This window comes from uncultured Shewanella sp., from assembly GCF_947495455.1.
Classification (GTDB): domain Bacteria; phylum Pseudomonadota; class Gammaproteobacteria; order Enterobacterales; family Shewanellaceae; genus Shewanella.
This window is the reverse complement of record NZ_CANLZC010000011.1, coordinates 1-26,359: the sequence shown is the minus strand read 5'-3', so window position 1 is coordinate 26,359 and position 26,359 is coordinate 1. Positions and strand designations below refer to the sequence as shown.

The following is a 26,359-nucleotide window of genomic DNA, read 5'->3' as shown; positions in this document are numbered from 1 at the left end:
TTGAAGCCGCCAATATACCTCGTCTCTTATAACTTAATAAATATATAAAAAATAATATTTATAGCTTTATGGTATAAAGAATCAAACAGGAATGTCGATTTACTTTTAAATGAGTAAAAACAGATTTTGCATCATTTTACACTAATCACCTTATTTTTTGTGTTAACCTGACGATATTAGATAAAAAATAAAATCCCGTTATATGTTCCATCTCTTGCCTAAGTAGGGTATAAGACCCCAATGAAAATTCCAAAAAGAATACAACCACTCGTCGATGAAGGCTTAGTGGATGAAGTACTCAGACCTCTGATGAGCGGCAAAGAAGCTGATGTCTATGTGGTTCGCTGCGGCCATGATGTTCGTTGCGCTAAAATTTACAAAGAAGTGGATAAACGTAGCTTTAAAAAAGCCGTAGAGTACCGCGAGGGGCGTAAAGGACGTAATAGTCGACGCGCACGTGCAATGGAAAAAGGCTCCAAATTTGGTAAGCAAGAGCAAGAGCAAGCATGGCAAAACGCTGAAGTTGATGCCTTGTATCGGCTTTCTTATGCTGGTGTCAGAGTCCCACAACCCTATGGCTGCTTTGATGGCGTTCTATTAATGGAGCTGATCACTGATGATCAAGGCTTTGTCGCACCTAGACTCAATGACGTAACATTAACCCCTGAACAAGCGAAAACACACCACAAGAAACTCATGAAAGATGTTCAGCTGATGCTGTGTGCAGGCCTTATTCATGGGGATTTATCTGAATTTAATGTGCTGTTAGATCACACAGGCCCCGTCATTATTGATCTTCCTCAAGCCGTTGATGCAGCCGCTAATAATAATGCCAAGCGCATGCTGGAACGTGATGTGAATAACATGACTCAATATTATGGCCAATATGCCCCTGAGCTCTTATACACGCGCTATGGAAAAGAAATGTGGGCCTTATTTGAATCGGGAAAACTCACTCCCAATACAGAATTAACAGGTCATTTTAAAGAAAATCACAAAGCGGCAAATGTCGATTCTATACTCGCTGAAATTCAAGCGGCTTTTGACGAAGAACAAGATAGAAAAAATCGCATGTTGCAAGCAAATATGAGTAATTAGTGACACTCGTATTTCCAATACCCTTGGGTCATTAATCACAAAGTCAATGACCCATTTAATAATGAAATCAAGACATGACATACCAAGAGTGGGACTTTGTTGCAGATACTTATATTCCGTTACTAGGCGTATTTTTTACCGTATCCATGATAAACGTCGCACGGAATAAAGATTGGATGAGTTTAAGGCAGTCAATCACAGGAGTGTTATTGTCTACTGGCTTTATTTATGGGCTCATGTGGTTAGATAACATAATGAACATTTGGCCTAGATTAGGGCTCGATTACAGTACCCATACTGCACTCGCTTTGGTCTTTGTGGTTTATTTTTCACGTCAATCGACCACAAAACGCCTCTTAGCGACATCTTCTATGCTGCTTTATTGCCTACTCATGCTGTATCAGCAGTACCACAGTATTATGGATATGCTAACCACTAGCATTATAACCTTGCCTATTCTCTATTTAATCCAGCTCAGAACAAGTAAAACAAAAAATATTAGCGGATGTAATATCAAATAAAGCCGACTAAATTAACAATATCAAACCACACTAACCAGACTAAACCACACCAGATTATGATTAACTTATAAGACACTGCCATCATCGCCCCCTACTCTATACATTAATTTTATATACTCGCTCTATAGACTAACGACTGTATTATTTAATCTCTGTTCTTGTGCTCTCTCTGTTCTTGCACTTCCTTCTAGTACTTAGCTCTAATACTTAGTTCTAACACTTGTGTACGACTGATACTGCTAAAATCAGCCTTATCAAGTTGTGACTAAAGGCTAGTTACTATATTAGCATCAACTTATTAAGCAAAAGATTAAAGCGCCTCTTTCAAAAAAGAAACAATAATCACATAAAATTACAAACCCACTATGGCAAAAACAAAATAAAGACAAAAATAAAACACAAATAAAACACAAATAAAACCATACAACAACCATTCAGAAACATTCAAATGCTCAACATCTTTTTTACTCACTCATTAAGAACACCTTGTTTTATATAAAAGATAGTATTTATAATATTTATCCATTTAAAAACTGCCGCTTGAGGTAAAAAATAAAGCCCACATTCAATATTTAAAATCACTATTCCATAAAAAGAACAAATAAAAGTTAACGCTTTAAATATCATCACGACTTAATGAATGACAAGAAATAACAAATTTGTATCAAATGATTTTCAAAGTTCGCTATTTTACATTTGTGTATATTGATGTTTCATATAAATGAGCTATTTGTTTCAGAACCAAGTAATAAAAAAAACTCACAGCTTAATTTTTATTAAACAAAAATAATTAGATAAATAAAATTTAATGGAGTAAGAACATGTGTATGAATTGTTTCTCCTTGAAAGCACTTTATATTTAAACTAGACAGATAAAACTATCCTAGACACTATGTCCGCTTTCAAATTCACTCACAGCGGATAACGACGACATTATGATAGGTTTTTTTAAGCCCGCTCAACATATTCAGCAACGTCCTAAAAGTGAAATCGATCCCACCTATAAAAAATTAAGACGACAAGTCTTTTTAGGGATCTTTCTGGGCTACGCTGGCTATTATCTGATTCGTAAAAACTTTAGCTTAGCCATCCCCTATCTTCAACAAGAAGGCTATACCACCGCCCAGCTGGGTATTGTCCTGTCGATGATTTCACTTGCTTACGGCTTAAGTAAGTTTTTTATGGGTAATGTCTCCGATCGCTCTAACGCTCGCTATTTTCTAGCAGCGGGATTATTTCTTTCTGCCATAATTAACTTTGTCATTGGACTGAGTGGCTGGGCCCTACACAGCTTAGTCCTTATGGGCATATTAATGTTTCTCAACGGATGGTTCCAAGGCATGGGTTGGCCACCTTGTGGAAGAACACTCGTCCATTGGTTCTCGCCTCAAGAACGCGGTACATACGTCTCAATCTGGAATGTCGCCCATAATGTCGGGGGTGGGCTTATTGGCCCGTTAGCCTTACTGGGCATGATGATATTTGGCCAATGGCAGAGCTTATTCTATTTTCCAGCAATCGCTGCGTTATTGCTGGTTGTCTTTATTTTATATACCGTTCGAGATACGCCACAATCTGAAGGTCTTCCGCCAATAGAAGAATATAAACAAGATCACGGCGTGGTCACTAAAGACGAATTTGAACAAGAGTTCTCGGCAAAAGAAATCTTTTTCAAATACGTTCTTAACAATAAATATTTGTGGTTTATTGCCCTAGCAAATGCTTTTATTTACTTTTTACGCTACGGCATTGCAGACTGGGCGCCAACTTATCTTGTCAGTGGTAAAGGCTTTTCAAATAGTGACGCTGCTTGGTCAGTCTTTTGGTTCGAATATGCAGGCATTCCAGGCACGATTTTATGTGGTTGGCTTTCAGATAAATTATTCAAAGGTAAACGAGCGCCAATAGGCATTATTTACTTATTACTCATGCTTGTCGCCATCCTCGTTTATTGGCTTAACCCCATTCATGAAATTTGGATTTACATGGCCTCACTCACCACTTTAGGTTTTCTTATCTATGGCCCTGTTATGCTTATAGGCTTATATGCATTAGAATTAGTTCCCAAAAAAGCCGCAGGCACAGCCGCAGGGTTTACCGGTCTCTTTGGCTATTTTGTCGGCACAGTTCCCGCCAATGCGATTATGGGCACAGTCATTGAATACTCTGGCTGGAACACGAGTTTTTATTTACTCATAGCATCGGTATTCTTTGCATGCTTATTTCTCGCGCTCGCTTGGAATCCAAAACTGCATCATCATAAAGTCAATTAATAATAACGATTTTACAGTCATCAATACCCACATTGATGACTGTATTTTCCACATGACATGCTTTATTCTTCAAATAATAAATAATGACTTTGCGCCATTCCCAATGCAGAATAGGTATTCTGAGCCACTTGATTGTGCTGCTCAACATAGAGGCGAAAACTTGCCGCACCACCTTGAGTTTCGGCTCTGTCTTTTACAGCTTGATATAACTTCCTATAAATCCCTTGACGTCGATATTGAGGCGCAATATACACACTTTGGATCCAATAATAATCTTTTGCTTGCCAATCACTCCACTCAAAGGTGACCATCAAAGAGCCTACGATTTCTCCCTTGATGTCTGCGACAAGATAAAAACCTTTCTCTGGCGACTCAAGTAACCGACTCACTCCTTGAGAGAGAAGTGTCACATTCAAGTCTCGACCTTCTGTTTCTTTTGCCATGGCAAGATTAAATACCACTAACGCTGCTTTATCATTTTGTTGAGCTTGACGGATCTGCATCTGAAGCTTTCCTTATTAATTGGGTGTCATCGACATATCATCACCTTGTGCATGAGACACTCTTTTAAGCATCAATAAGGTCTTACCCTCTTTATTTTGTAATATTAATTGCGTTTTCACTAATCTCGCTTGAGTCACTTTGGGCATCAATGCCATGACATTTTTTTCTTGGGACTCTAGCGCATCGACACAAGCTTTCATTGTTCCTGCTTTAGGTAATAAGGTTAATACGTCATCAATAAAGGTATAGTTTCCCGTGAAGGTATTACAACTGTTATTACCGCTTAATGCCCCATTTGGGCTAAAACTCAATTGAGCTGGACTGTAATTGACAACCGATTGACCATTGATTTCCTCAATGTGCCATGTCCCTTCCAGTTTAAGCTGGCTATCAACTGTCACTCCTGTCGATTGGCAACCAGTAAGCAGTAGTACAGCACTGACGATGATCCATCTTAAAGTCATCATATTTGCTCTCAAAGCTATTAATTTAATTGAATTTTAATAATTATAACGGAAAAATCAGTAAGATAAAGTTAATTTGTTTAAAGATACGCCCCCAAATACAAGCCTAAATACGGTATGATCGCTAAAAAGTACGATTGAGAACACTATGGAAATCAGAGCCGCTCATGCTAAAGACATTGGCGCGTTAGCACAGCTAGAACAAACATACCAACAAGATGAATTATATCAAAATCAGACAAATAAGCTGCAAGGACAAAGCTTCAATCACAATGAACTGGCATTACTCATTGAAAAAGAATACCTATGGGTTGCAGAAGTAAACAGCCGAATCATAGCTTATGTTATTGCTGGTAGTTGGGCTTTCTTTGAGAGTGGGCCAATTTATCAAGTCTTGTTACGAAGAATGCAAGGTATTGAACTTGAAGCTATTGGGCTATCAAAACACAATACCTGCCAATATGGCCCGATTTGGATCCATCCAGATTATCGAGGGCAAGGCTTATTTAATCGGTTAGTCAGTCAAATAAAACAACAAGTCGCTATAAAATATCCCTATATGATCACTTTTATTTCTGATGAAAATGAACGCTCTTTTGCTGCCCATACTCAAAAGGCCGCAATGCAAGTCATCGATTTTTTCACCTTTGAAGACCGTGACTATTATTTGCTATTGAGTCACACAAAAGATTAAGCCCTATATCCGTGATGCTTCAATGATTGGCGTATTGCATCAAAAGCAAGGGTTTTCCTTGTTTTTGATATTTTAATAAAAGTTGCATTATATCATTTGGGCCTTGCTGAATTTGCACAAAGCCATTGCACTGATAAAAACTCACTAAGGGAGCTTCAGTGAATAAATAAATCGGCTTTTCCTCCAGTTGAGAACAGGTTTTATTGACTATCAGCTTTGCCAGTCCCATACCTTGAAAAGCCGGATCGACAAGTAACCCTGTCAAAAGCAATATTTCCCCTATTGGTCTAAAGCGAACACTCGCCACTATTTGTGTGGTACTTAATTGAAGTACTGCTATCGCTTCTTTACGCTTCAGTCTTGCATAAGGCATAAATTGACGATAGAAAGCTTTGACTTCTCGTCGATTATCCATGACTAACCAATTTAGCTGCAATTGATTAATATCCATTTTTTACCTAAGTTATAAAAAAACCGCCAAGAGGCGGTTTGTTGATTAATAAAAAGCATCACTAGATATTAATCTAGTTTAAAGGCCCGCATCGCTGCGCAATACATCTGCTTTATCCGTTTGCTCCCAAGGGAATTCACTACGGCCAAAGTGGCCATAAGCCGCCGTTGCTTGATAAATTGGGCGAGCTAAATTTAACATCTCTGTCAATCCATAAGGACGTAAATCAAAATGTTGGCGCACTAACCCAATCAAAGTGTCATGAGAGACCTTTTCCGTACCAAAGGTTTCAATACTGATTGAAGTCGGCTCTGCCACGCCAATCGCATAAGACACTTGTAATTCACAACGTTCAGCCAGACCAGCTGCAACAATATTTTTCGCCACATATCGAGCAGCGTATGCTGCACTGCGATCCACTTTAGAAGGATCTTTACCCGAAAACGCACCGCCACCATGTCTTGCCATGCCACCATATGTATCGACAATAATTTTTCGGCCGGTTAAGCCACAATCGCCAACGGGTCCACCAATCACAAAGCGGCCCGTAGGGTTAATAAAATATTTAGTGTCACGGTTTAACCATTGCGCGGGCAACACAGGCTTAATAATGGTTTCCATTACACCTTCAATCAAATCAGCTTGGCTCACAGTGTCACAATGCTGAGTCGATAATACGATGGCATCGATACCTTCAATCTTACCGTTATTATCATAAGCAAATGTCACTTGGCTCTTTGCATCTGGACGTAGCCAAGGTAGCGTGCCATCTTTACGCACTTCTGATTGACGCTTAACCAGTTTATGTGCATATGTGACAGGTGCAGGCATCAACACATCGGTTTCGTTACTGGCATAGCCAAACATAAGCCCTTGATCTCCAGCACCTTGAGCTTTGGGATCGGCGCGATCAACACCTTGGTTAATATCTGGAGACTGTTTACCTATCGCATTTAACACTGCACATGAATCAGCATCAAATCCCATATCCGAGTGAACATAACCGATATCTCGAACGGTTTTACGCGTAATTTCTTCTATATCAACCCATGCCGATGTCGTGACTTCACCGCCAACCATCACCATGCCAGTTTTGACATAAGTTTCACAAGCGACACGTGCTTTTGGATCTTGCTCTAAAATAGCGTCTAGAACCGCATCAGAAATCTGATCGGCGATTTTATCAGGATGACCTTCTGAAACCGACTCAGAGGTGAACAAATGCTTTGCCATGATGAATAATCCCGTATAATTACAATTTGAATGTGTAGAAGTATCTACATCTAGACGTCTATCTTAGTAGAAAATCGCAGCGGTTAATAGCCTTCAACGTTAAAATTTGTCCATTGAACACATAAATTTTTTTAATAAAAACAATAAAGAAAAACAACAAAAACCTTTAAAATCAGACACATTAAACATTCACTTATGACGCTAATATAATAACAAAGGCAAACTAACACACTGATATTTGATGCCTAAAAATAATGACCCCATCAAATGCACTTCAACTTTTTAGGCTAAAAAACACACTATTCATTAAGTTGTCAGCGTCTTTTTCTATACTTAGATTAACGGTTATTTATGCTTCGATAGGTCAGAGTCAACTTGAAAATCATTCAAAGCTCCCCCTTTAACTTGCTGGCCTATGGCTTATCTTTAATTAGCTACATGACCTTAATGTTATCCATTCCATTGATTGATACCATCGCTGACTCATTACAAGTCCATGTCAGTCAAATTCACTTAGGCATGAGTTTACTCTTTTTTCTATTTTCTCTTTCAGCCATTCTATTTAGCATTCTATCGGATATTTTTGGCGCCTATACCACACTAAAATTTGCTCAAATAACCTCATTATTTGGCTTGTTATTGCTTGCAAATACTCATGATATCACCGTATTTTATCTTGGTTGTACCTTAATTGGTGCTGGCACAGGTTGTTACTCTCCCATTGGACGAGCCCTTCTTTTACGTCACACGAATAACCCTAAAGCCATCAAAATTTTTACGTCAAAAATATCCATATGCGTCATTCTAGCGCCAATATTAGCCTCTATTTTGGCTAGAGGTATGGCTTTCTTCGATTGGCGTTATGCTTATTATTGTATGTTTATCATCGAGCTTACCTTGCTCATAGTGTCACAGATCATTTTAAAAAATGATCGCCAGCAATTATTATTAATACGTAATATAAAGAAAACATTGTGGCATTGCCTCTCGCAAAAAAGCTTTATTCTTAATACGCTATCGACAGGGGTCGGCTATGCCGTTTTTATGCAAACCATTATGGGAAATGTCCATAGTATATTAAGTCAAACCAGAATGTTAAATTATAATGAGATGAATGAAATCATTTTAGGATTAAGTGCCGTATACATTATTGGCATTTTTACTTTTCGAAAACTCATCAACTTAGACAATTTACCTTTAGTTCGCCTCTTATTTGTGGCGACTTTTTTGTGTGGCAGCGGCTTATTATTCTACTCAGAAACACATTTTCTTCTAAGTGTTATCGCGCTGTATATCATCAGTTTCACCATCGGATTTTTAAATCCCATGTCAAGTAGCTACGCCATGGCGAATATCAAACTCGGGCAAGGAATGGCCTCCGCCCTGTTAACTTTTTCTTTTGCCTTTGTATCCAGCTTATACAGTTTAGCTCAAGCCAATCTGATGTTATCAAATGAAGCATTCACCTTAAGCGCTATGTTCGCTTCTTTTTTCTTTTTACTCTTTATTGCTATATCACTGGTGCGCTATAAATTTAACTGAAGAAAAGCAAGCCTAAAAGTCAATTCCCCTCCCTTTCTTTAACTTCCCCCTCTCACCTTCAAACAAAATAATATGAAAAAGCACGCATTCGCTCTCATATTTGTTAATAAAATATTTCAATTGATTCAATCAATTCCACCATAGGTAATTAAACAACTCATTGTATTTGCATAATTTATAAGTAATTCATCACTTTTTTCATAAGATAGACTCGAATAAAGCCGCATTGTTAACGAATTTTATTTGCTTCAACGCGATTAGTGAGGGAAAATATGCCTCCATAATTGCAGACTACACCTCAATCATAAGCAGGAGAGAGCATGTCATCTCGTAAAGAACTCGCAAACGCTATCCGCGCACTCAGCATGGACGCCGTTCAAAAAGCAAACTCTGGTCATCCAGGCGCACCTATGGGCATGGCTGATATTGCTGAAGTTTTATGGCGTGATCACCTCAGCCATAACCCTGCTAACCCAGAATGGGCAAACCGTGACCGCTTTGTTTTATCTAACGGTCATGGCTCTATGTTACATTACTCGTTACTTCATCTTGCGGGTTATGATTTAAACATCGAAGATTTAAAGCAGTTCCGTCAACTCCATTCTCGTACACCAGGTCACCCAGAATACGGTTATGCGCCAGGTATTGAAACCACAACAGGTCCTTTAGGGCAAGGGATCACTAATGCTGTCGGCATGGCCATCGCTGAACGCGCATTAGGTGCACAATTTAACCGTGAAGGCCATAAGGTCGTTGATCACTTCACTTATGCTTTCATGGGTGACGGTTGTTTAATGGAAGGGATTTCACATGAAGCCTGCTCATTAGCGGGCACCTTAGGCCTTGGCAAGCTTATCGCCTTTTGGGATGACAATGGTATTTCTATCGACGGTGAGGTTGAAGGCTGGTTTACTGATGATACCGTAAAACGTTTTGAAGCCTACGGTTGGCATGTTATTGCTGGCGTTGATGGCCATGACAGCGATGCAATCAATGCGGCAATTGAAGCGGCTAAAAACGATCCTCGCCCAAGCTTATTATGCTGTAAAACGATTATCGGTTACGGCTCACCTAACAAAGGTGGTAGCCATGATTGTCACGGTGCCCCGCTTGGTGATGCAGAAATTGCTGCAGCCCGTGAATTCTTGGGTTGGAAACACGCTCCTTTTGAAATTCCTGCTGACATTTATGCACAGTGGAATGCAAAAGAAGCCGGCCTTGCTGCAGAACAAGCTTGGAATGAAAAGTTTGCCGCTTATAGCGCAGCCTACCCAGAACTAGCTGCAGAATTTAAACGTCGTACATTAGGTGAGCTTCCTGCAAACTTCGCTGCAGATTCTGCTGCCTATATTAAAGAGTTACAAGCGAATCCTGCTAATATTGCTTCTCGTAAAGCTTCGCAAAATGCACTTGAAGCTTATGGCAAAATGTTACCAGAATTTATGGGCGGTAGTGCCGATTTAGCACCGTCTAACTTGACTATGTATTCAGGCTCTCAGCCGCTAACATTAGATGATGCATCGGGTAACTACATCCATTATGGTGTCCGTGAATTCGGTATGTCAGCCATTATGAACGGTATTGCTCTACATGGCGGTTTCGTACCCTATGGCGCAACCTTCCTAATGTTTATGGAGTATGCTCGTAACGCACTACGTATGGCCGCGATCATGAAGCAACGTTCTATTTTCGTTTATACCCATGACTCTATTGGCCTAGGTGAAGATGGTCCAACTCACCAACCTGTTGAGCAAATGGCATCCTTACGTTTAACACCCAACATGAGCACTTGGCGTCCTTGTGACCAAGTCGAGTCAGCCGTTGCTTGGAAATATGCCATCGAGCGTAATGATGGTCCAACATCATTAATTTTCTCTCGTCAAAATTTGACCCAGCAAGCCCGTACAGATGAGCAACTTGCTAACGTCGCTAAAGGTGGCTATACCTTAGTCGATTGTGAAGGCACACCTGATGTGATCTTAATTGCAACAGGCTCTGAAGTTGAACTTGCCGTTAAAGCACAAGCAGAGTTAGCAAGCGAAGGTCATAAAGCACGTGTTGTCTCCCTTCCTGCAACCGATGTGTTTGACAAGCAAGATGCGGCTTATAAAGAGTCTGTCTTACCAAGCAATGTGACCAGCCGTGTGGCTGTTGAAGCGGGCATTGCAGATTATTGGTATAAGTATGTTGGTCTAAATGGTCGTATCATAGGTATGACGACTTTTGGCGAGTCAGCACCTGCTAACCAGCTGTTTGACATGTTTGGTTTTACCGTCGAAAAAGTTGTTGCCGCCGCTAAAGAGTTACTTTAACACTAGTTTTAGCACTATGGCGCAATGTGATTTAAGCATGTTACGGCAACAGGCTTTGTTAACATCTTAAATCAATGGCAAATAAATAACGGCTTACCTTAGGGTAGGCCGTTATTTTATCGATAAAACATTGATATACTCACGCAGCACACCACATTAAGATTAGAGGTAACAAAGCATCATGATCCGAGTCGCAATCAATGGCTATGGCCGTATAGGACGCTCTATTCTTCGTGCTGTTTATGAATCGGATAAACGCGATAAAATTCAAATTGTCGCCATTAATGAGTTGGCTAAACCGGAAGCCATGGTTCATTTAACCCAATACGATACCACTCATGGTCGTTTTCAAACCCAAGTAAAATTACAAAAAGATCATATGTTTATCGGTGATGACAGTATTCGTTTATTAAACGAAGAAGACGCCAGCAAGCTTCCTTGGAAAGCCTTAAATATTGACATTGTTTATGAAGCAACCGGAGTATTAGGCGATAGACAAGCATGCTTAGCCCATATTCAAGCGGGCGCAAAACAAGTTCTCATTAGTCAACCTGCCAGTAATGATGTTGATGCCACCATTATTTATGGGGTCAATGAGCAGGTACTCAAAGCCAGTCACACCATAATATCAAATGCTTCTTGCACCACCAATTGTGTTATTCCGGTCATCGATGTACTCGATAAGCATTTTGTGGTGAAAAGTGGCGCGATCACCACCATACATTCATCGATGAATGATCAACAAGTCATCGATGCTTACCATGACGATCTACGCCGAACTCGTGCCGCTGGCCAATCCATTATACCTGTGGACACTAAATTAGCTCGAGGGATAGAGCGTATTTTGCCCCATATGAAAAACAAGTTTGAAGCCATTTCAGTACGTGTGCCCACCATCAATGTCACCGCCATCGACTTATCATTAACGCTAAAAAAGCGTGTCGATATTGATACCATTAATGGTGTATTACGCGATGCCACCATGGGGCAATTTAACGGTATTGTCGGGTACACCAATGAACCTCTGGTTTCCTGTGATTTTAATCACGACCCCCGTTCCAGTATCGTGGATGGCACTCAAACCCGTGTCAGTGACGGTCACTTAGTCAAACTATTGCTTTGGTGTGATAACGAGTGGGGCTTTGCCAATCGAATGCTCGATACCAGTTTAGCCATGATAGACGCCAAACGTGCAGCCCAAATTCAACAGAATTAAATTATTTTTTAAACCTTAAAGGAAGCTTACAAATGGCTATTATTAATATGAGTGAGTTAGATCTTCAGTCTAAACGTGTACTCATTCGAGAAGATCTCAACGTGCCTGTCAGTGACGGTAAAGTCACCAGTGACGCCCGCCTTCGCGCCGCCTTACCCACAATTAAACTGGCCCTTGAAAAAGGCGCCGCAGTCATGGTGATGTCTCATCTTGGCCGCCCAACCGAAGGGGAGTTCGATGCAAAGTTTTCTATGCAACCTGTTGTCGACTATTTAAATGAAGCACTCGACTGCCCAGTGCATTTAGCCACTGAATACTTAGAAGGTGTTGATGCTAAGGTCGGCGAAGTGGTCGTATTTGAAAATGTGCGCTTTAATGTAGGCGAGAAAAGTAACGACGAAGTATTGGCTAAAAAAATGGCGGCATTATGTGATGTTTATGTCATGGATGCCTTTGGTACTGCCCATCGCGCTCAAGCTTCAACCCATGGCGTAGGCTTACATGCCCCCATTGCTTGTGCAGGCCCACTGCTCGCAGGAGAACTCGATGCCCTTGGTAAAGCACTCAACAATCCGGCTCGCCCTATGGTCGCCATTGTCGGAGGCTCAAAAGTCTCTACTAAGCTCACAGTATTAGAAAGTCTGTCTGGCATTGTCGATCAACTGGTTGTCGGCGGGGGCATTGCCAATACCTTTATCGCGGCAGCGGGTCACGATGTTGGAAAATCCCTATTTGAAGCCGATTTAGTCGATGAAGCTAAACGTTTAGTCAAAAATGCACAGAGCCGAGGCGGCAACATTCCAGTGCCGACAGATGTCGTAGTGGCCAATGAGTTCAGTCCTAGTGCCAGCGCGACATTAAAAAAAGTAACCCATGTCAACAATGAAGACATGATCTTTGATATTGGTCCTGACAGCAGCGAAGTGCTGAGCGATATCATCAGCAAAGCTGGCACTGTTGTATGGAACGGACCTGTGGGTGTGTTTGAATTTGATCAATTCGGTCAAGGTACCGAGCGCATTGCCAAAGCCATTGCAGAGTCAAAAGCATTTTCCATTGCCGGTGGTGGTGATACACTTGCCGCTGTTGATAAATATAATATTGCCGATAAAGTCTCTTATATTTCAACAGGTGGCGGTGCTTTTCTTGAATTTTTAGAAGGTAAAGAGTTGCCCGCCGTTGCCATGCTAGAAAGCCGTGGCAAATAAAGAGTCAAACCTATAATTAAAAAATCGCACTCAGTGATAAGTGGGACCACTCACTACCTGAGTGCAAACTGGCATACAGTGCTAAAAAGTGTTAAAGAAAAAAGACCTCAATAGACAATTTTAATATCCAAATGACTTAGCTATCACGATAGCGGACATCGCGATAACCTCTGTCACCCTACAACTTGGAGTAAACAATGGCTTTAATCTCTTTGCGTCAAATGTTAGATCATGCAGCAGAACACGGATATGGCGTACCCGCCTTTAACGTTAACAACTTAGAACAAATGCGTGCCATCATGCAAGCGGCTGAAGCCTGTGACAGTCCTGTCATAGTGCAAGCATCAGCAGGCGCTCGTAAATACGCAAGACCGCAATTTTTAAAATACCTAATGACAGCGGCCCTAGAGCAATACCCTGATATTCCAGTCTGTATTCACCAAGATCACGGTACTCACCCCGATGTGTGTCAGCGCTCCATTCAACTTGGCATGTCTTCAGTCATGATGGACGGCTCGTTAATGTCTGATGGCAAAACCCCGTCATCTTATGAATACAACGTCGAGGTCACTCGTAAAACCGTAGCTTTCGCTCATGCTTGTGGCGTATCCGTTGAAGGTGAAATCGGTTGTTTGGGCAGTTTAGAGACAGGTCAAGCTGGTGAAGAAGATGGTATCGGCGCGACAGGCACATTAAGCGAAGACCAAATGTTGACCACTCCTGAAGAAGCGGCTCGTTTTGTTGCCGATACCCATGTTGATGCTCTAGCCATTGCCATTGGTACCAGCCACGGAGCCTATAAATTCAGCCGTAAACCAACCGGTGATGTACTTAGAATCGATCGCATTAAAGAAATCCACGCCCGTATTCCTAATACTCATCTGGTCATGCACGGTTCCTCATCTGTCCCCCAAGAATGGTTAGAAATCATTAACCAGTATGGTGGCGCCATTCCAGAAACTTATGGCGTGCCATTAGAAGAGATTGTTGAAGGCATCAAACACGGTGTGCGCAAAGTCAATGTGGATACGGATCTACGTTTAGCCTCAACCGGCGCGATACGCCAATTTTTAGCCGAAAACCCCAGTGAGTTTGATCCCCGTAAATTCTTAAAAGCGTCAATGGATGCCATGGCAGCTATCTGTAGCGAACGCTATCAAGCCTTTGGCAGTGCAGGTATGGGCTCGAAAATTAAGCCGCTCTCCTTGCAAGCTATGTACAAAGCCTACCAAGCTGGCGAGTTAGACCCACAAATTAACTAAAATTTGTTACTTGTCGCTGACTAAGAGTTACCATTAATGGTGCTCTTAGTCTTTTCTTTCCTTCCCCATAGCCAAGACCTCTATCATTAAAGTTATGTAAATAAACAATCTTTTATAAAAAAAATGAACATTTTCTAATTTAAAAACATCTAGTTATAAATTCACGCCTGATACTTTAGTTTACTGTGATCAAATACTGATAATTGCTCATATTTTTGATAGTAATAGCCACAAAACTGTCGATAATAATGCTATTAATTATCAAGTTAAGAGTGTTCTATGGATATTTTCTCATCTGCACTGTCAGGCCTAGGCGTTAACATAGAATTTGATCAAAGCAATATATTTAGCTGTGCATTAACCAAAGAAAACGAAGAGCAAGGTTTGTTCCTTTCTGCTTATCGCGATCTCGATAACATGAGTCTACACTTGTCCGTCATGACTCGACATGAAGTTAACGACATGCTTGATAGTCATTTTTGGACTGAATTTGCCACACAAGCCATGGGACCTTTTAGAAATGATATGGGTATCGGCATATTAGAAGGCACTCGTAAAATCACGGTTTATCAAAGCTTTCAGCTATCAGGCAAGCCTCAAAATTACGCCATGCAGATCATTGAACAGTTAACCGAAGCCGCTGAATATTGGGACGAGAAACTCCATTCTCCCTTATAACACGCCATTTTTATCCCGTTCTCCAATAGCGAAAAAGGCCTATCTAGGCATCTCTAGGTAAGCCTTTTTCAACACTGCGAATGACCCTTTGAGTTTTTCGATTAATAGTGAGTACATTTGAGGTTTCATTTAATTTCATCAATTGTTGCTCCAACGCCCAATCGATATGTTCAATCACCATCTCATCCACTTCATCACTGCTTTTTCTCTCAAGCAGCGCTTGCACTATTGCCTCACTAGCAGGTGCGTTACCCAAAGCAATGGCAATATTTCTCAGCCAACGTTTATGGCCAATACGCCGAATAGCACTGCCTTCCGTGAGTTTTAAAAAGCTCGCTTCACTCCAAGTAAATAAGTTGAGTAATTCAGGTTGCTTAAGGGGATTGCGTGTTTGAAAATCAGCCTCCATCGTTAGCGGCGCTGCGGCATTAACAGGGCAAACAAGCTGACAATCATCACAGCCGTAAATGCGATTACCCATTAAGGGTCTAAACTCAACAGGAATAGCGCCTTGCAATTCAATGGTCAAATAAGAAATACAACGGCGACCATCCACTTCATACGGAGCTACAATGGCATTAGTTGGGCAAGATTTAATACAGGCAACACAGGTATTACAGCCTTCAGCAATCGGAATATCCACGGGCAAAGGTAAATCAATTAACAACTCACCTAAAAAAAACCAGCTTCCAGCCTCTTTATTGAGAATGAGCGAATGCTTTCCGGTCCAGCCCAAGCCAGCTTTTTCGGCCAGAGGGCGCTCTAATACTGGGGCTGAATCCACAAAAGGGCGAAAATTGGGCTTGTGCAAACCTAAATTAATCAGCTCAGCCTCTATTTGTTGGCCCAGTTTTTTGAGTCGATTTCGAATAAGCTTATGATAATCACGCCCACCCGCATAGCGAGAAATGTAGCCTAAATTCGAATCTTTTAAATTATAAGCAAAACCTGCATCAGCCGGTAAATAATTCATTCTGGCAGAAATCACTCTAACAGTGCCAGTATGTAACTCATGAGGCCTTGCTCTCATCATACCATGAGTCGCCATATAGGCCATTTCGCCATGATAGCCTTTATCCAGCCAAGCTTGTAATTTTGGCTCTTCGCTTTTTAAATCAGTATCACAAATCCCCACTTGAGCAAAGCCTAACGCTTTCCCCCACGCTTTGATTTGTTGTGCCAAACGAGAAAGTAAAAGAGGATCAACTTGAGAGTAGTCGCTTTGTGATGGAATAGAAGGCTGGCTATCTGACATGAATAACTTAACAAAAAATGGAATAACGCAATAATAACAGCTATTGCATTATTCCTAAACTCACCAATAGAAAATAACGCTAGGCTTAAGCCCCTTATTCGAGGGGCCAATGCTTAAAAAGTCATATCTCCATGTTGGACGTATGGCTTTAAGCTAATTTATCAATATACATACCACCAAAATCAAATTGACTTTTCGCCTCGCTTTGTAATTGATTGACTTGGCGAGTTCTTGGGCTCATAGGTTGGCTGGTATCACGGCCTTCTTCGGTGCGACCAATAAATTTAGCATCAATAGGTAAATAATCCCAACCGTTCGTTTCATTTTTAATTTTAACAAAATTATCTGGCTTCACATCCCAGGGGTTATAGCCTGCTTTAACGAGTTCATCAATGGCCGATTGCGGAATTTTTTCATAGGTTCCAGCTTCGTTAGACACTCCGTCATCCAATTTTTTAAACGTTAATGGAATCGCCTCTTTAATTACCTGAAAACTAGTGGCAATTTTTTCTTTACCATTCTCTGTGGTTAACTTTAAGCTGCCCATATTGGCATATTTAGCGTATTTTCCGTCATAAAACTTAGGATTAGAATAAATCTCGTTCAACAATTGACTGCGGCGATCCATCTCTTTATCTTTGACTGCATTATCACCTTTACCGACTTTAAAGCCTTGGCCTGTTGGCGTTAAATAAACATCGCGATTAGCCCCATTTAAATGTTTAACATTATAACTATCCGTCAGATGTTTTTCTTTCGTTGGGTTTTTAAGTTGAATAAGGTCGCTCAATTGATTTTCAACGGTTTGAAAGTAATTCGCACCAGGGGTCACACAGCGGGAAAAAAAGCCTGCTAATACCGATATTTCTTCAGAAACTGACTTTGACATGCTTGTACACAAATTACCTATGACACCACTATTGCCTTTAGTCAAAAAAATATCATTATCTAACTCACGGACATGGTATTCCGTATTATTTAATTTAATGATCCCCGCATCGACAATGTCTTGATAACTAAATTTATGGATATCTGCCACAGAGGTTAAATGAATATTTTCAGGAACGGTTGATAAGTGAATCGGCATACAAGACCTCATAGTATCGAATGAAGGCGTCGATATTATAGAGTAAAGACTCAGTTCTCTTCCAAAAAAAACGACCATTATCAATTTTCAAAAAATACTTTAAAAAGCAAGAAAAACTAAACCGTTTAAGCGCAACAAATAACACAAGTCAGGACGATAATATCAGAGAAAATGAATTTACTTTGCTTTATCTTTTACCTTTGTCGTATTCGTATTTTTCATGTTAGACTGCCTTTCCAAATAGGTTTGACTCGTTTTCAAATCGGTACCACTAAAGTTTGGCTAAATCGGTACCACTAAGGTTTGGCTAAGAGGTTTGACAATGGTTTGATTGTGCAAGATCCACTCGCAGTCCGGCAAGATGAGTATAGAAGCACAAATAGCCACAACCACTTGATATTTTGATTCTAAATCGTTATTTAGCAGGAATTTGGTATTGTGCATCACAGAAAAACTTCACATCGCCAAGCGACATCGAAGTTAACACTTACTTTAGTGTTTTTGATATTTGTGTGCCAATTTTTTGCAAGCTGCGTCTCTGCCCATACTCAATATCCAGCAAATGGCCATCAGTTCAATATAACAAAATGCCATTTTCATGACAGTAATACTCTCAATATCAATTTAAGTGATTTAAGTACTGGTGATGATCACGAACATGACTTTCATTCACACACTTCATGTCACCCCCCTGTCAATATCAACACCATAGATAGTCTGCCAAAAAGTCATGGTATTGCTTTGCCCCTATTAAGTTATCAGACCTGCCATTACGCGCCTCCTGTTCGCCCTCCTCATTCTTCATTGTCGATATAGTCACACTCAAACAAAATTTAACTAAATAAGTATCATTTAATTATTAAAGTGATATTTATCAGTACCTTTTATATATTCAAAACTGGAGTCATATCCTGTGAAGAAGAATAACCCCATGTTATTGTCTTTATGCCTACGCATACTGACAATAACAATAATCAGTGCACTCATAATACTCGTCGCCAGCAATTCAGCTAAAGCCTATGAGCAAGCCCCCATCAGCTTACCTTGGGTGATGGAACAAACTTTATTACATAACAGTCAACTGCAAACCTTCCCTTACGATCTTCGAGTAGAAGAAGCGCAAATACTGCAAGCCGGGATCACGCCGAATCCCGAATTATCTCTTGCTATTGATAATGTCCTAGGAACGGGTGAGGTACAAGGGATCGATAGTACTGAAACAACCTTAGTCCTGAGTCAACTCATTGAATTAGGTGACAAAAGACAACGACGCATCGATCTTGCCGTCAGTAACAAACAACAACAAATTAGCCAATATGAAATCCAGCGTCTCACTGTACTATCAGAAGCCACACGTCGTTTTTATCAATTATTGCGCTTACAAGCACTGAAAGAATGGAATAACAAGCGTATTGAGTTTGAAACAAAAGCACTGAAAACAATCAAACGTCGCGCAAAAGCCGGTAATATTTTGCAAGCTGATGTCTCAAAAATGAGCCTAGAGCTGGCTCATTCAAAAATAGAATTGCAAAACTTACAAGCTATGATAAATGTTGCAAAACAAGGGCTCGCATCAATGTGGGCAAAAGACGCTACTTTTAGTTATGCGCAAGGAGGACTTGAATTACCCACAACCTACCCCAGTAAAGCCGATGTTCTCAATGCAATAGAAACAGCACCTGAATATGTGCAGTTGCTCAGTGTAGAGCGCGTCATGGCAGCCAAAAGACGACTCGAAGAAGCAAAAGGGCAATACGATATCAATCTCGGCATGGGAATACGCCGTTTTGAAGATGAAAATGATACTGCCTTAGTCTTTTCTTTTTCCATGCCACTGAATTTCACCAATCCTAATCAAGGCAATATACTCGCAACAAAAATCGAGCAAGATAAAGTCTTTCAACAACAAAAACTCTTACGAGAGCAGCTGCGATTAAGCTTACTGGAAATTCACCAAGCCATGATGAACAACGCCAAACAAGTCATGAGATTAAAGCAAACCCTGCGCCCCCTAGCGAAACAATTATTATTTGACACTCAAACGGCTTATAAAACGGGGCATGCCTCAGTGTTGCAATTAGTCGATGCTCAAAAAGAATGGTTCGCTATCGAACGTGAGATCATCGAAGCCCAAACGGCGGTATATCTACAACGACTTGAACTTGCACGTATTACCGGACAAGCCATTCCAGCAACACTTAACCCCTCTGCTGACGCTTTGGAGACGAAATAATGTCATATTCTCTTTTAAATCTGCAACGTAAGTCATTTCTGGCCTTCTTGAGCACTCTGTTTATGGCAATGCTTGTCTTTTCCAATATCAGTATCGCCAGTGGTAATCATGATGAGCATGAAGAAACAACAGGCCCCCATGGGGGCAAATTGCTTCAAACAGGGGAATTTGAAATTGAAATCACCCTTTATGAAGCGGGTATGGTACCGGAAATGCGCATTTATGCTTACCAATCGGGTAAAGCGATTGATCCAAACGATGTGAATGTTAATGTGCAATTAACTCGCCTTGGTGGAAAACAAAATAAGCTGACTTTTATTCCTGAAAAAGACTACCTTGTAAGCCAAGAAGCCGTGGCAGAACCTCATTCTTTTGTCATCCATGTCAATGGAACCTATCAAGAGCAAGACTTTAAGTGGCAGTACGACAGTTTTGAAGGAAGAACAGAGATCAGTAACAGACTATTGACCTTATCAAATGTTCAAACCCAAAAGGCGGGCCCGCAGCAACTGATTTTTACCGAGCAAGTATTTGGTATTATTACTCCCATTACCCATCAGCTTTTTAATGTTAACGCCCCTTATGCCGGTATTGTCGATAAACTCTATGTCAGCATTGGCGATCACGTAAAAAAAGGGCAAATCATCGCAAGCATTACCAATAGCGACACCCTCAGTGTTTACAATATCAAGAGCCCTGCCAATGGCCAAGTCACTGAGCTATACCTGAATAAAGGTGATCACACAAATAACGCCCCTGTCGTGCGCATTAGCGATCTGTCATCCGTTTGGGTTGATCTTTCGGTTTTTCCTTCTCAAATGGACAAACTGAAAGTCGGCCTTCCCATCAAGGTACTCGATAATCACAATGAAGATAAAGTCACAACAGAAATTAGCTACATATCGCCTTTAATGACTGGCGGGCATATCGCCAGAGCTCGCGCCATTATTGATAACAAAGAAGGAGACTGGCGTCCGGGAATGCACATTAAAGCAGAAATTGAAACAGCGACAAAAAATGTTCCCATTGCCGTCAGAAACGAAGCTATACAAACTTTTCAAAATCAACCTGTTGTCTTTGCTAAATATGGTAATACTTTTGAAGCACGTATGCTTAAACTCGGAGAAAGTGATGGTCAATATATAGAAGTGCTTGAAGGTCTCGACGCTGGTGTTGAATACGTTTCAAAAAACAGTTTTTTGATCAAAGCCGATATTCAAAAGAACGCTGCTAAGCATCAACACTAGGAACTCGATTATATGATAAATGCAATAATCAGCTTCGCATTGCAGCGACGTTACCTTATTTTAGGCATGACATTGTTAGTCGCGGCTTTTGGTCTCTATAATACTCTGAAGTTACCCATCGATGCCGTTCCCGACATCACCAATATTCAAGTACAGATCAATACCGCAGCGGATGGCTACTCACCTTTAGAAACCGAGCAAAGGATCACTTATATTGTCGAAAATGCGATGGCAGGTATTCCAAATTTAGATTATACACGGTCAATCAGTAAATATGGACTTTCTCAAGTGACCGTCATCTTTAAAGAAGGCACAGATCTTTATTGGGCTAGACAACAGATCAGTGAACGCTTACAAGGCATAAGAAGTGCACTTCCTGCCGCTGTAGAACCTGTGTTAGGCCCCATAGCCAGTGGCCTTGGCGAAATATTTACCTATGCTGTTCGTGCCAAGGCAGGGGCAGTCAAAACCGATGGCAGCACTTATAACACTGAAGATCTTCGTACTATTCAAGATTGGATTATTCGCCCTCAACTGGTCAATATTCCTGGGATCACAGAGATTAACAGCATTGGGGGTTATGAACGTGAATATCAAGTCGCACCGGATCCCAGTAAGTTATTAGCATTCAAAGTGACTTTAAATGATGTTATTCAAGCATTAGAACGTAATAACCTCAATGCAGGTGCAGGCTATATTGAACGTCATGGTGAGCAATGGTTAGTACGCTCCCCGGGTCAACTGAGAAATCTGAATGATATTCGTAATGTTGTGATCACTAAACGAGACGATGCCCCCGTTCGTGTTCGCGATGTCGCCGATGTGTTTTATGGCAAACAACTTCGCACAGGCGCAGCGACCCAGAACGGAGTAGAAACGGTTCTAGGAACGGCCTTTATGCTGATAGGCGAAAATAGCCGAGTGGTGGCTAAAAAAGTGGCTGATAAACTGATTGAAGTCAATAAAAGTCTACCACAAGGCATCATAGCTGAGGCTGTTTATGATCGTACCAGTCTGGTTGATAAAACCATTAATACCGTTAAAAAGAACCTCTTTGAAGGCGCAGTATTAGTCATTGTGGTCCTATTTGCATTACTAGGGAATTTTAGAGCGGCCTTCATCACCGCCTTAGTGATCCCATTAAGCATGCTGTTCGCCATTAGCGGTATGGCCACGAATCGTGTCTCAGGAAATTTAATGAGTTTAGGGGCTATCGATTTTGGCGTTATTGTCGACGGCGCAGTGATTGTGGTTGAAAATGCACTGCGGCGTTTAGGGCTCGCTCAACAGCTGCACGGTCGACTGTTAACATTAGAAGAGCGACTCAATGTCGTGTGTCAATCCACAAAAGAAGTCTTTCGCCCAGCAGTATTTGGTATGCTCATTATCATGTTAGTCTACCTGCCCATTTTTGCACTCAGCGGCGTTGAAGGAAAAATGTTTCATCCCATGGCCTTTACTGTTGTCGCCGCACTCATTGGCGCCATGATTTTTTCTGTGACTTTCATTCCTGCCGCTATTGCCATTTTTGTCAAAGGAAAAGTCAAAGAAAAAGAAAACTTTCTCATGACAAAAGCCCGCTCATTCTATGAGCCAGTGTTATTTTTCTCGCTGAAACGTCCATTAACCTTAGCCTCTATCGCATTGGCTATTATTCTCATCAGTGCCGTACAAACCACTCGCTTAGGTTCTGAGTTTTTACCTCAACTGGATGAGGGAGATGTGGCAATGCATGCGATGCGGATCACAGGAACAGGATTACAACAATCTATTGAAATGCAAACGCTACTAGAAAGTCTTATTGCTGAAATGGATGAAGTTGACAGCATCTTTTCAAAGATTGGCACACCAGAAGTCGCCACCGATCCTATGCCGCCCAATGTCGCTGATACTTTCATCATAATGAAGCCTCAGTCACAATGGAGCAATCCAAATAAAACCAAAGCGGAATTTATCGACGAACTGCGCGAACTTGTCGAGCAAATTCCAGGTAATAATTACGAGTTCACTCAACCGATTGAAATGCGTTTTAACGAGTTGATCGCAGGCGTAAGAACGGATGTTGCCTTAAGAATTTATGGCGATAACTTAGCTGAGCTCAAATCCGCAGGCGAGCAAGCGACCAATTTACTTGCCCAAGTTAAGGGAGCTAAAGATGCTCGAATGGAGCAAATGTCCGGCCTTCCCACTCTGTCTATTGAGCCCAATCGGGATCATTTAGCCTTGCTTGGATTAAATATTGTCGATGTACAACAAGCAATTCAAACCGCCATTGCAGGTGTGCAAACAGGTTTAATTTATGAAGGCGATCGCCGTTTTAAACTCCTTGTACGTTTATCCAAAGATGATGCCAATATTCAATCACTAGGTAACCTTCCTATTGCGCTGCCTTCTGATCTCAACCCAGATTTGAGTTATGTTCCATTAAAAGAAGTGGCTGACATTATTGAAAAAGTTGGGCCAAATCAAATCAACAGGCAAAATGGAAAACGCCATGTCATCGTCACTGCTAATGTAGAGAATCGAGATTTAGGATCTTTCATTAATGATACCAAGCAATTAATGAATGATAAACTGGCACTGAAAAGCGGTTACTGGATAGAATATGGCGGCACCTTTGAACAGCTAGAGTCAGCCACACAAAGATTAATGATAGTCGTCCCTCTGACTTTATTATTAATCTTTGGCCTGCTTTATAGTGCATTTGGTTCTGTAAGAGATTCACTCATTATTTTTACTGGGATCCCTCTTGCACTTTCAGGCGGCGTTATCGCACTCGCATTGCGAAACATGCCTCTGTCTATTTCAGCCAGTATCGGTTTTATTGCTCTATCCGGTATTGCCGTGCTCAATGGCGTTGTTATGCTGTCTTTCATAAAAGAATTGCTCGAAAAAGGCACACCACTTATTGATGCCATTAAACAAGGCGCCAGCCAAAGGTTAAGACCCGTACTCATGACAGCCCTCGTCGCCAGTCTTGGCTTTATTCCTATGGCACTCAATACAGGAACTGGAGCAGAAGTACAGCGCCCGCTAGCAACTGTCGTCATTGGCGGTATTGTCTCATCGACTTTACTGACGTTAATCGTGCTGCCGGTATTATATCTATTGGTATATCGAGTTGGCTCACCTTTAGTAGCAAAAAGCCTGAATCATTCTTCAAACTAGCAGTCATAAATACTCTAAAGAAAAAATGAAAAAATGAAAAAATGAAAAAAGAGAGCATAAACAGCTCTCTTTTTTGTCTCTGCTAATGTGTAAAAACTTTTTATAAAAACTTTGCATTTAACATTAACTGTCTGTATAAAGCCCCCTTCAATTGATCCTGCCAATGTAAAATAAAACCATGTTGTTATCAAAACCTATGATTATTCGCTTTTTTCTTCCAATAAGCTTGCTATTTAGTCTTATTCAATCTGCCCATGGGAATAGTGAACGCTCTGGTGACATTATTCATTTATTACTACCAGCGGCAACGCTCAGTGCAACAGCGCTTTATGAACCTAACTATGAAGGAAGTTGGCAGCTCATTAAAAGCGTAGGCGTTTCAAGACTCAGCGTCGAAGCCCTCAAATTTGGCATAGACAAGACACGACCCGATGGCTCCGATGACGACTCTTTTCCATCAGGTCATACAGCCGATACTTTTGCAACAGCCACTTTTATTCAACAAAGATATGGTTGGAAATGGGCCATTACGGCCTATGCTGCTGCCAGTTTTGTGGGTTACACGCGCATCAATAGTGATCAGCATTACGTTGAAGATGTATTAGCAGGCGCAGCCATAGGAATACTCAGTGCCTGGTATTTTACCGAGCCCTATCAAGGAATAAAAATCACTCCGATCGCCACTGGTGAATATTATGGCGTGAACATTAACTATGCTTTTTAAAACCTATAGCTATATCGGCTAAGCTTAATATCAAAGCTCACGAAATTTAAGCACATCAACATGGAATATATTGAACTTATCTCACATAATGGCCTGTCATCTTTTATTACCAGACAATCGAAAGGCAATATTAAAAAAGAGTTAGGCCTATATTCCATTCCTTATTCGGTATCGACGCTAGAATTTCGTGACTTTGAAGCAGGCCATTATTTTGACTGGCACCCCGCTCCACAGGCGCAATTTATCTTTTATCTTGAAGGCCAAGTTGAGATAACGGCAAGTGATGGCACAAGAAAAACCTTTAAAGCTGGCGATATTTTATTTGCTAATGACACTCAAGGAAAAGGCCATATTACACATACTTTAAGTCAAGGCCGAGCCATCATAGTTGCCATTGATCAAGCGCAAACTCAATAACAGTTTATCTTTATGGCCCAGACACGTAAAATTTACCCCATATGAATCCTTAAAAGAGTAATCTTCTCCTCATGGCCGAATTAACAATACCGCGAACACCCGCTTACGTTAAGCAAGTTGAAACTGTATCCCTCAATGTTTGTAACAGCGTCATACCAATGACACAGATCCCAAAGAACTTATTGGACGCTTATGCCAATCTATGCAATGAGCTAATTGAAGATAAAGATCAAAAATTCTTCACCGCTTGGTCAGCTTTGCCTAATAGTGCTAAAAGCTTATTACCCCAAGCCGATTTCCATGGCTTTTATATTGCTAATGCGTGGTTTCAACTCAGCCGCGTAGCCCAAGACATCGCCGAAATGGCTGACACAGATGAAGCCATTAACGAAAAAGAATATGACGGTATTTTTACTCGTTTATCTGATAGTGCATTAAAAGAAAGCTGCCGAAAACTCAAAAAAGCCCGTACCGACAGGGCCATGCTCAATAGCATCAAGCAAGTGATCACAGGGTAAATTTCTTTTTACTCTCTCAGAGTCTTATACCCTGCGACTTTCGAGATGAAATTGAGTAACAAAAAGCAACAGCATACTGTAATGCCAGTAAGTTAAGCTTGCTGGCATTTTTTATTTCTAGCATATCGCTGTGGTCTTCGTTTGACTGTGCGGGGAAAGGTTCGTGTTCGTCTGGGGTCCAAAATTAAACTTTCAACCATGGCATAAAAATGTTTAAGTTGACGGGGTATTGCCCCTGGCGTTGAGTAAGGTAA

The 26,359-nt window shown here is 41.0% G+C and carries 23 protein-coding genes and 1 pseudogene; 17 read left to right on the top strand and 7 right to left on the bottom strand.

What is annotated here, in order from left to right; translation table 11 throughout:
- Nucleotides 1-240 precede the first annotated feature (240 nt).
- The 3 genes from Q0791_RS05190 (at nucleotide 241) to glpT (ending at nucleotide 3,892) form a co-directional block, all read left to right on the top strand.
- Entirely contained in the window at nucleotides 241-1,098 is an 858-nt protein-coding gene (locus tag Q0791_RS05190; RefSeq protein WP_299003526.1) for a PA4780 family RIO1-like protein kinase, read from the top strand.
- A 74-nt stretch (nucleotides 1,099-1,172) separates the two neighbouring features.
- Nucleotides 1,173-1,619 carry a hypothetical protein gene (locus Q0791_RS05185; RefSeq protein WP_299003525.1) on the top strand — a complete coding sequence of 149 codons (447 nt, stop codon included), beginning with the start codon at nucleotides 1,173-1,175 and terminating at the stop codon, nucleotides 1,617-1,619.
- Between the two features lie 935 nt (nucleotides 1,620-2,554).
- The gene (gene glpT, locus Q0791_RS05180) at nucleotides 2,555-3,892 is read left to right on the top strand and encodes a glycerol-3-phosphate transporter (protein WP_299003524.1); all 1,338 of its coding nucleotides are present in this window, start codon (nucleotides 2,555-2,557) and stop codon (nucleotides 3,890-3,892) included.
- Nucleotides 3,893-3,954: 62 nt separating this feature from the next.
- On the opposite strand, the gene Q0791_RS05175 is transcribed toward glpT, so the two are convergent.
- A complete protein-coding gene (locus Q0791_RS05175) occupies nucleotides 3,955-4,395 on the bottom strand; it encodes an N-acetyltransferase (protein ID WP_299003523.1) in 441 nt (146 codons plus the stop codon).
- Between the two features lie 15 nt (nucleotides 4,396-4,410).
- Nucleotides 4,411-4,863, bottom strand: a complete 453-nt coding sequence (locus Q0791_RS05170; RefSeq protein ID WP_299003522.1) for an META domain-containing protein — start codon at nucleotides 4,861-4,863, stop codon at nucleotides 4,411-4,413.
- Nucleotides 4,864-5,008: 145 nt separating this feature from the next.
- Between Q0791_RS05170 and Q0791_RS05165 the strand changes: the two genes are divergently transcribed.
- On the top strand, nucleotides 5,009-5,554 hold the full coding sequence (locus Q0791_RS05165) for a GNAT family N-acetyltransferase (RefSeq protein ID WP_299003521.1): 546 nt from the start codon (nucleotides 5,009-5,011) through the stop codon (nucleotides 5,552-5,554).
- 19 nt (nucleotides 5,555-5,573) lie between these two features.
- Here the strand turns inward: Q0791_RS05165 and Q0791_RS05160 are convergent, their stop codons facing one another.
- Together Q0791_RS05160 and metK are read right to left on the bottom strand one after the other, a co-directional pair.
- Nucleotides 5,574-6,005, bottom strand: a complete 432-nt coding sequence (locus tag Q0791_RS05160) for a GNAT family N-acetyltransferase (RefSeq protein ID WP_299003520.1) — start codon at nucleotides 6,003-6,005, stop codon at nucleotides 5,574-5,576.
- Nucleotides 6,006-6,083: 78 nt separating this feature from the next.
- Nucleotides 6,084-7,238, bottom strand: coding sequence for a methionine adenosyltransferase (gene metK / locus Q0791_RS05155; protein WP_299003519.1), 1,155 nt, complete (start codon nucleotides 7,236-7,238; stop codon nucleotides 6,084-6,086).
- Between the two features lie 375 nt (nucleotides 7,239-7,613).
- Here metK and Q0791_RS05150 point away from each other — a divergent pair, with 375 nt between their 5' ends.
- From Q0791_RS05150 to Q0791_RS05125, 6 genes are all read left to right on the top strand, one after another.
- A complete protein-coding gene (locus Q0791_RS05150) occupies nucleotides 7,614-8,780 on the top strand; it encodes an MFS transporter (RefSeq protein ID WP_299003518.1) in 1,167 nt (388 codons plus the stop codon).
- Nucleotides 8,781-9,100: 320 nt separating this feature from the next.
- Nucleotides 9,101-11,092, top strand: a complete 1,992-nt coding sequence (tkt, locus tag Q0791_RS05145) for a transketolase (protein ID WP_299003517.1) — start codon at nucleotides 9,101-9,103, stop codon at nucleotides 11,090-11,092.
- 181 nt (nucleotides 11,093-11,273) lie between these two features.
- Nucleotides 11,274-12,308 (top strand): erythrose-4-phosphate dehydrogenase, encoded by a 1,035-nt coding sequence (epd, locus tag Q0791_RS05140; RefSeq protein WP_299003516.1) that lies wholly within the window; start codon nucleotides 11,274-11,276, stop codon nucleotides 12,306-12,308.
- Nucleotides 12,309-12,340: 32 nt separating this feature from the next.
- Nucleotides 12,341-13,516 (top strand): phosphoglycerate kinase, encoded by a 1,176-nt coding sequence (locus Q0791_RS05135; protein ID WP_299003514.1) that lies wholly within the window; start codon nucleotides 12,341-12,343, stop codon nucleotides 13,514-13,516.
- Nucleotides 13,517-13,713: 197 nt separating this feature from the next.
- Nucleotides 13,714-14,778, top strand: coding sequence for a class II fructose-bisphosphate aldolase (gene fba, locus Q0791_RS05130; RefSeq protein ID WP_299003512.1), 1,065 nt, complete (start codon nucleotides 13,714-13,716; stop codon nucleotides 14,776-14,778).
- 279 nt (nucleotides 14,779-15,057) lie between these two features.
- Complete coding sequence (locus Q0791_RS05125) at nucleotides 15,058-15,456, top strand: hypothetical protein (protein WP_299003510.1); 399 nt, start codon at nucleotides 15,058-15,060, stop codon at nucleotides 15,454-15,456.
- A 43-nt stretch (nucleotides 15,457-15,499) separates the two neighbouring features.
- Here Q0791_RS05125 and queG read toward each other — a convergent pair whose 3' ends face one another.
- Nucleotides 15,500-16,711 carry a tRNA epoxyqueuosine(34) reductase QueG gene (gene queG, locus Q0791_RS05120; protein WP_299003508.1) on the bottom strand — a complete coding sequence of 404 codons (1,212 nt, stop codon included), beginning with the start codon at nucleotides 16,709-16,711 and terminating at the stop codon, nucleotides 15,500-15,502.
- A gap of 148 nt (nucleotides 16,712-16,859) precedes the next feature.
- Nucleotides 16,860-17,798 (bottom strand): hypothetical protein, encoded by a 939-nt coding sequence (locus Q0791_RS05115; RefSeq protein WP_299003507.1) that lies wholly within the window; start codon nucleotides 17,796-17,798, stop codon nucleotides 16,860-16,862.
- A gap of 438 nt (nucleotides 17,799-18,236) precedes the next feature.
- On the opposite strand from Q0791_RS05115, the gene Q0791_RS05110 reads away from it, so the two are divergent.
- The 7 genes from Q0791_RS05110 (at nucleotide 18,237) to Q0791_RS05080 (ending at nucleotide 26,105) form a co-directional block, all read left to right on the top strand.
- Complete coding sequence (locus Q0791_RS05110; protein ID WP_299003506.1) at nucleotides 18,237-18,614, top strand: hypothetical protein; 378 nt, start codon at nucleotides 18,237-18,239, stop codon at nucleotides 18,612-18,614.
- Between the two features lie 97 nt (nucleotides 18,615-18,711).
- The gene (locus Q0791_RS05105) at nucleotides 18,712-20,031 is read left to right on the top strand and encodes a TolC family protein (protein WP_299003505.1); all 1,320 of its coding nucleotides are present in this window, start codon (nucleotides 18,712-18,714) and stop codon (nucleotides 20,029-20,031) included.
- On the top strand, nucleotides 20,031-21,278 hold the full coding sequence (locus Q0791_RS05100) for an efflux RND transporter periplasmic adaptor subunit (protein ID WP_299003503.1): 1,248 nt from the start codon (nucleotides 20,031-20,033) through the stop codon (nucleotides 21,276-21,278). Before Q0791_RS05105 ends, Q0791_RS05100 begins: the two co-directional genes overlap by 1 nt.
- Before the next feature lie 12 nt (nucleotides 21,279-21,290).
- The gene (locus Q0791_RS05095; protein ID WP_299003501.1) at nucleotides 21,291-24,446 is read left to right on the top strand and encodes a CusA/CzcA family heavy metal efflux RND transporter; all 3,156 of its coding nucleotides are present in this window, start codon (nucleotides 21,291-21,293) and stop codon (nucleotides 24,444-24,446) included.
- A gap of 178 nt (nucleotides 24,447-24,624) precedes the next feature.
- Complete coding sequence (locus Q0791_RS05090; protein WP_299003499.1) at nucleotides 24,625-25,170, top strand: phosphatase PAP2 family protein; 546 nt, start codon at nucleotides 24,625-24,627, stop codon at nucleotides 25,168-25,170.
- Between the two features lie 60 nt (nucleotides 25,171-25,230).
- The gene (locus tag Q0791_RS05085; protein ID WP_299003497.1) at nucleotides 25,231-25,587 is read left to right on the top strand and encodes a cupin domain-containing protein; all 357 of its coding nucleotides are present in this window, start codon (nucleotides 25,231-25,233) and stop codon (nucleotides 25,585-25,587) included.
- A 71-nt stretch (nucleotides 25,588-25,658) separates the two neighbouring features.
- Nucleotides 25,659-26,105 (top strand): DUF3069 domain-containing protein, encoded by a 447-nt coding sequence (locus tag Q0791_RS05080; RefSeq protein ID WP_299003494.1) that lies wholly within the window; start codon nucleotides 25,659-25,661, stop codon nucleotides 26,103-26,105.
- A 92-nt stretch (nucleotides 26,106-26,197) separates the two neighbouring features.
- Here the strand turns inward: Q0791_RS05080 and Q0791_RS05075 are convergent.
- Nucleotides 26,198-26,359: pseudogene (locus tag Q0791_RS05075) on the bottom strand (IS4 family transposase); the annotation flags it as partial.

Coding starts and splice junctions, on each gene's coding strand:
- Q0791_RS05115 (WP_299003507.1), bottom strand. CDS start 17,798: ATGCCGATTCACTTATCAACCGTTCCTGAAAATATTCATTTAACCTCT.
- Q0791_RS05080 (WP_299003494.1), top strand. CDS start 25,659: ATGGCCGAATTAACAATACCGCGAACACCCGCTTACGTTAAGCAAGTT.
- epd (WP_299003516.1), top strand. CDS start 11,274: ATGATCCGAGTCGCAATCAATGGCTATGGCCGTATAGGACGCTCTATT.
- Q0791_RS05170 (WP_299003522.1), bottom strand. CDS start 4,863: ATGATGACTTTAAGATGGATCATCGTCAGTGCTGTACTACTGCTTACT.
- Q0791_RS05125 (WP_299003510.1), top strand. CDS start 15,058: ATGGATATTTTCTCATCTGCACTGTCAGGCCTAGGCGTTAACATAGAA.
- Q0791_RS05100 (WP_299003503.1), top strand. CDS start 20,031: ATGTCATATTCTCTTTTAAATCTGCAACGTAAGTCATTTCTGGCCTTC.
- Q0791_RS05175 (WP_299003523.1), bottom strand. CDS start 4,395: ATGCAGATCCGTCAAGCTCAACAAAATGATAAAGCAGCGTTAGTGGTA.
- Q0791_RS05085 (WP_299003497.1), top strand. CDS start 25,231: ATGGAATATATTGAACTTATCTCACATAATGGCCTGTCATCTTTTATT.
- Q0791_RS05165 (WP_299003521.1), top strand. CDS start 5,009: ATGGAAATCAGAGCCGCTCATGCTAAAGACATTGGCGCGTTAGCACAG.
- queG (WP_299003508.1), bottom strand. CDS start 16,711: ATGTCAGATAGCCAGCCTTCTATTCCATCACAAAGCGACTACTCTCAA.
- Q0791_RS05095 (WP_299003501.1), top strand. CDS start 21,291: ATGATAAATGCAATAATCAGCTTCGCATTGCAGCGACGTTACCTTATT.
- metK (WP_299003519.1), bottom strand. CDS start 7,238: ATGGCAAAGCATTTGTTCACCTCTGAGTCGGTTTCAGAAGGTCATCCT.
- Q0791_RS05190 (WP_299003526.1), top strand. CDS start 241: ATGAAAATTCCAAAAAGAATACAACCACTCGTCGATGAAGGCTTAGTG.
- Q0791_RS05135 (WP_299003514.1), top strand. CDS start 12,341: ATGGCTATTATTAATATGAGTGAGTTAGATCTTCAGTCTAAACGTGTA.
- Q0791_RS05090 (WP_299003499.1), top strand. CDS start 24,625: ATGTTGTTATCAAAACCTATGATTATTCGCTTTTTTCTTCCAATAAGC.
- tkt (WP_299003517.1), top strand. CDS start 9,101: ATGTCATCTCGTAAAGAACTCGCAAACGCTATCCGCGCACTCAGCATG.
- Q0791_RS05160 (WP_299003520.1), bottom strand. CDS start 6,005: ATGGATATTAATCAATTGCAGCTAAATTGGTTAGTCATGGATAATCGA.
- glpT (WP_299003524.1), top strand. CDS start 2,555: ATGATAGGTTTTTTTAAGCCCGCTCAACATATTCAGCAACGTCCTAAA.
- fba (WP_299003512.1), top strand. CDS start 13,714: ATGGCTTTAATCTCTTTGCGTCAAATGTTAGATCATGCAGCAGAACAC.
- Q0791_RS05185 (WP_299003525.1), top strand. CDS start 1,173: ATGACATACCAAGAGTGGGACTTTGTTGCAGATACTTATATTCCGTTA.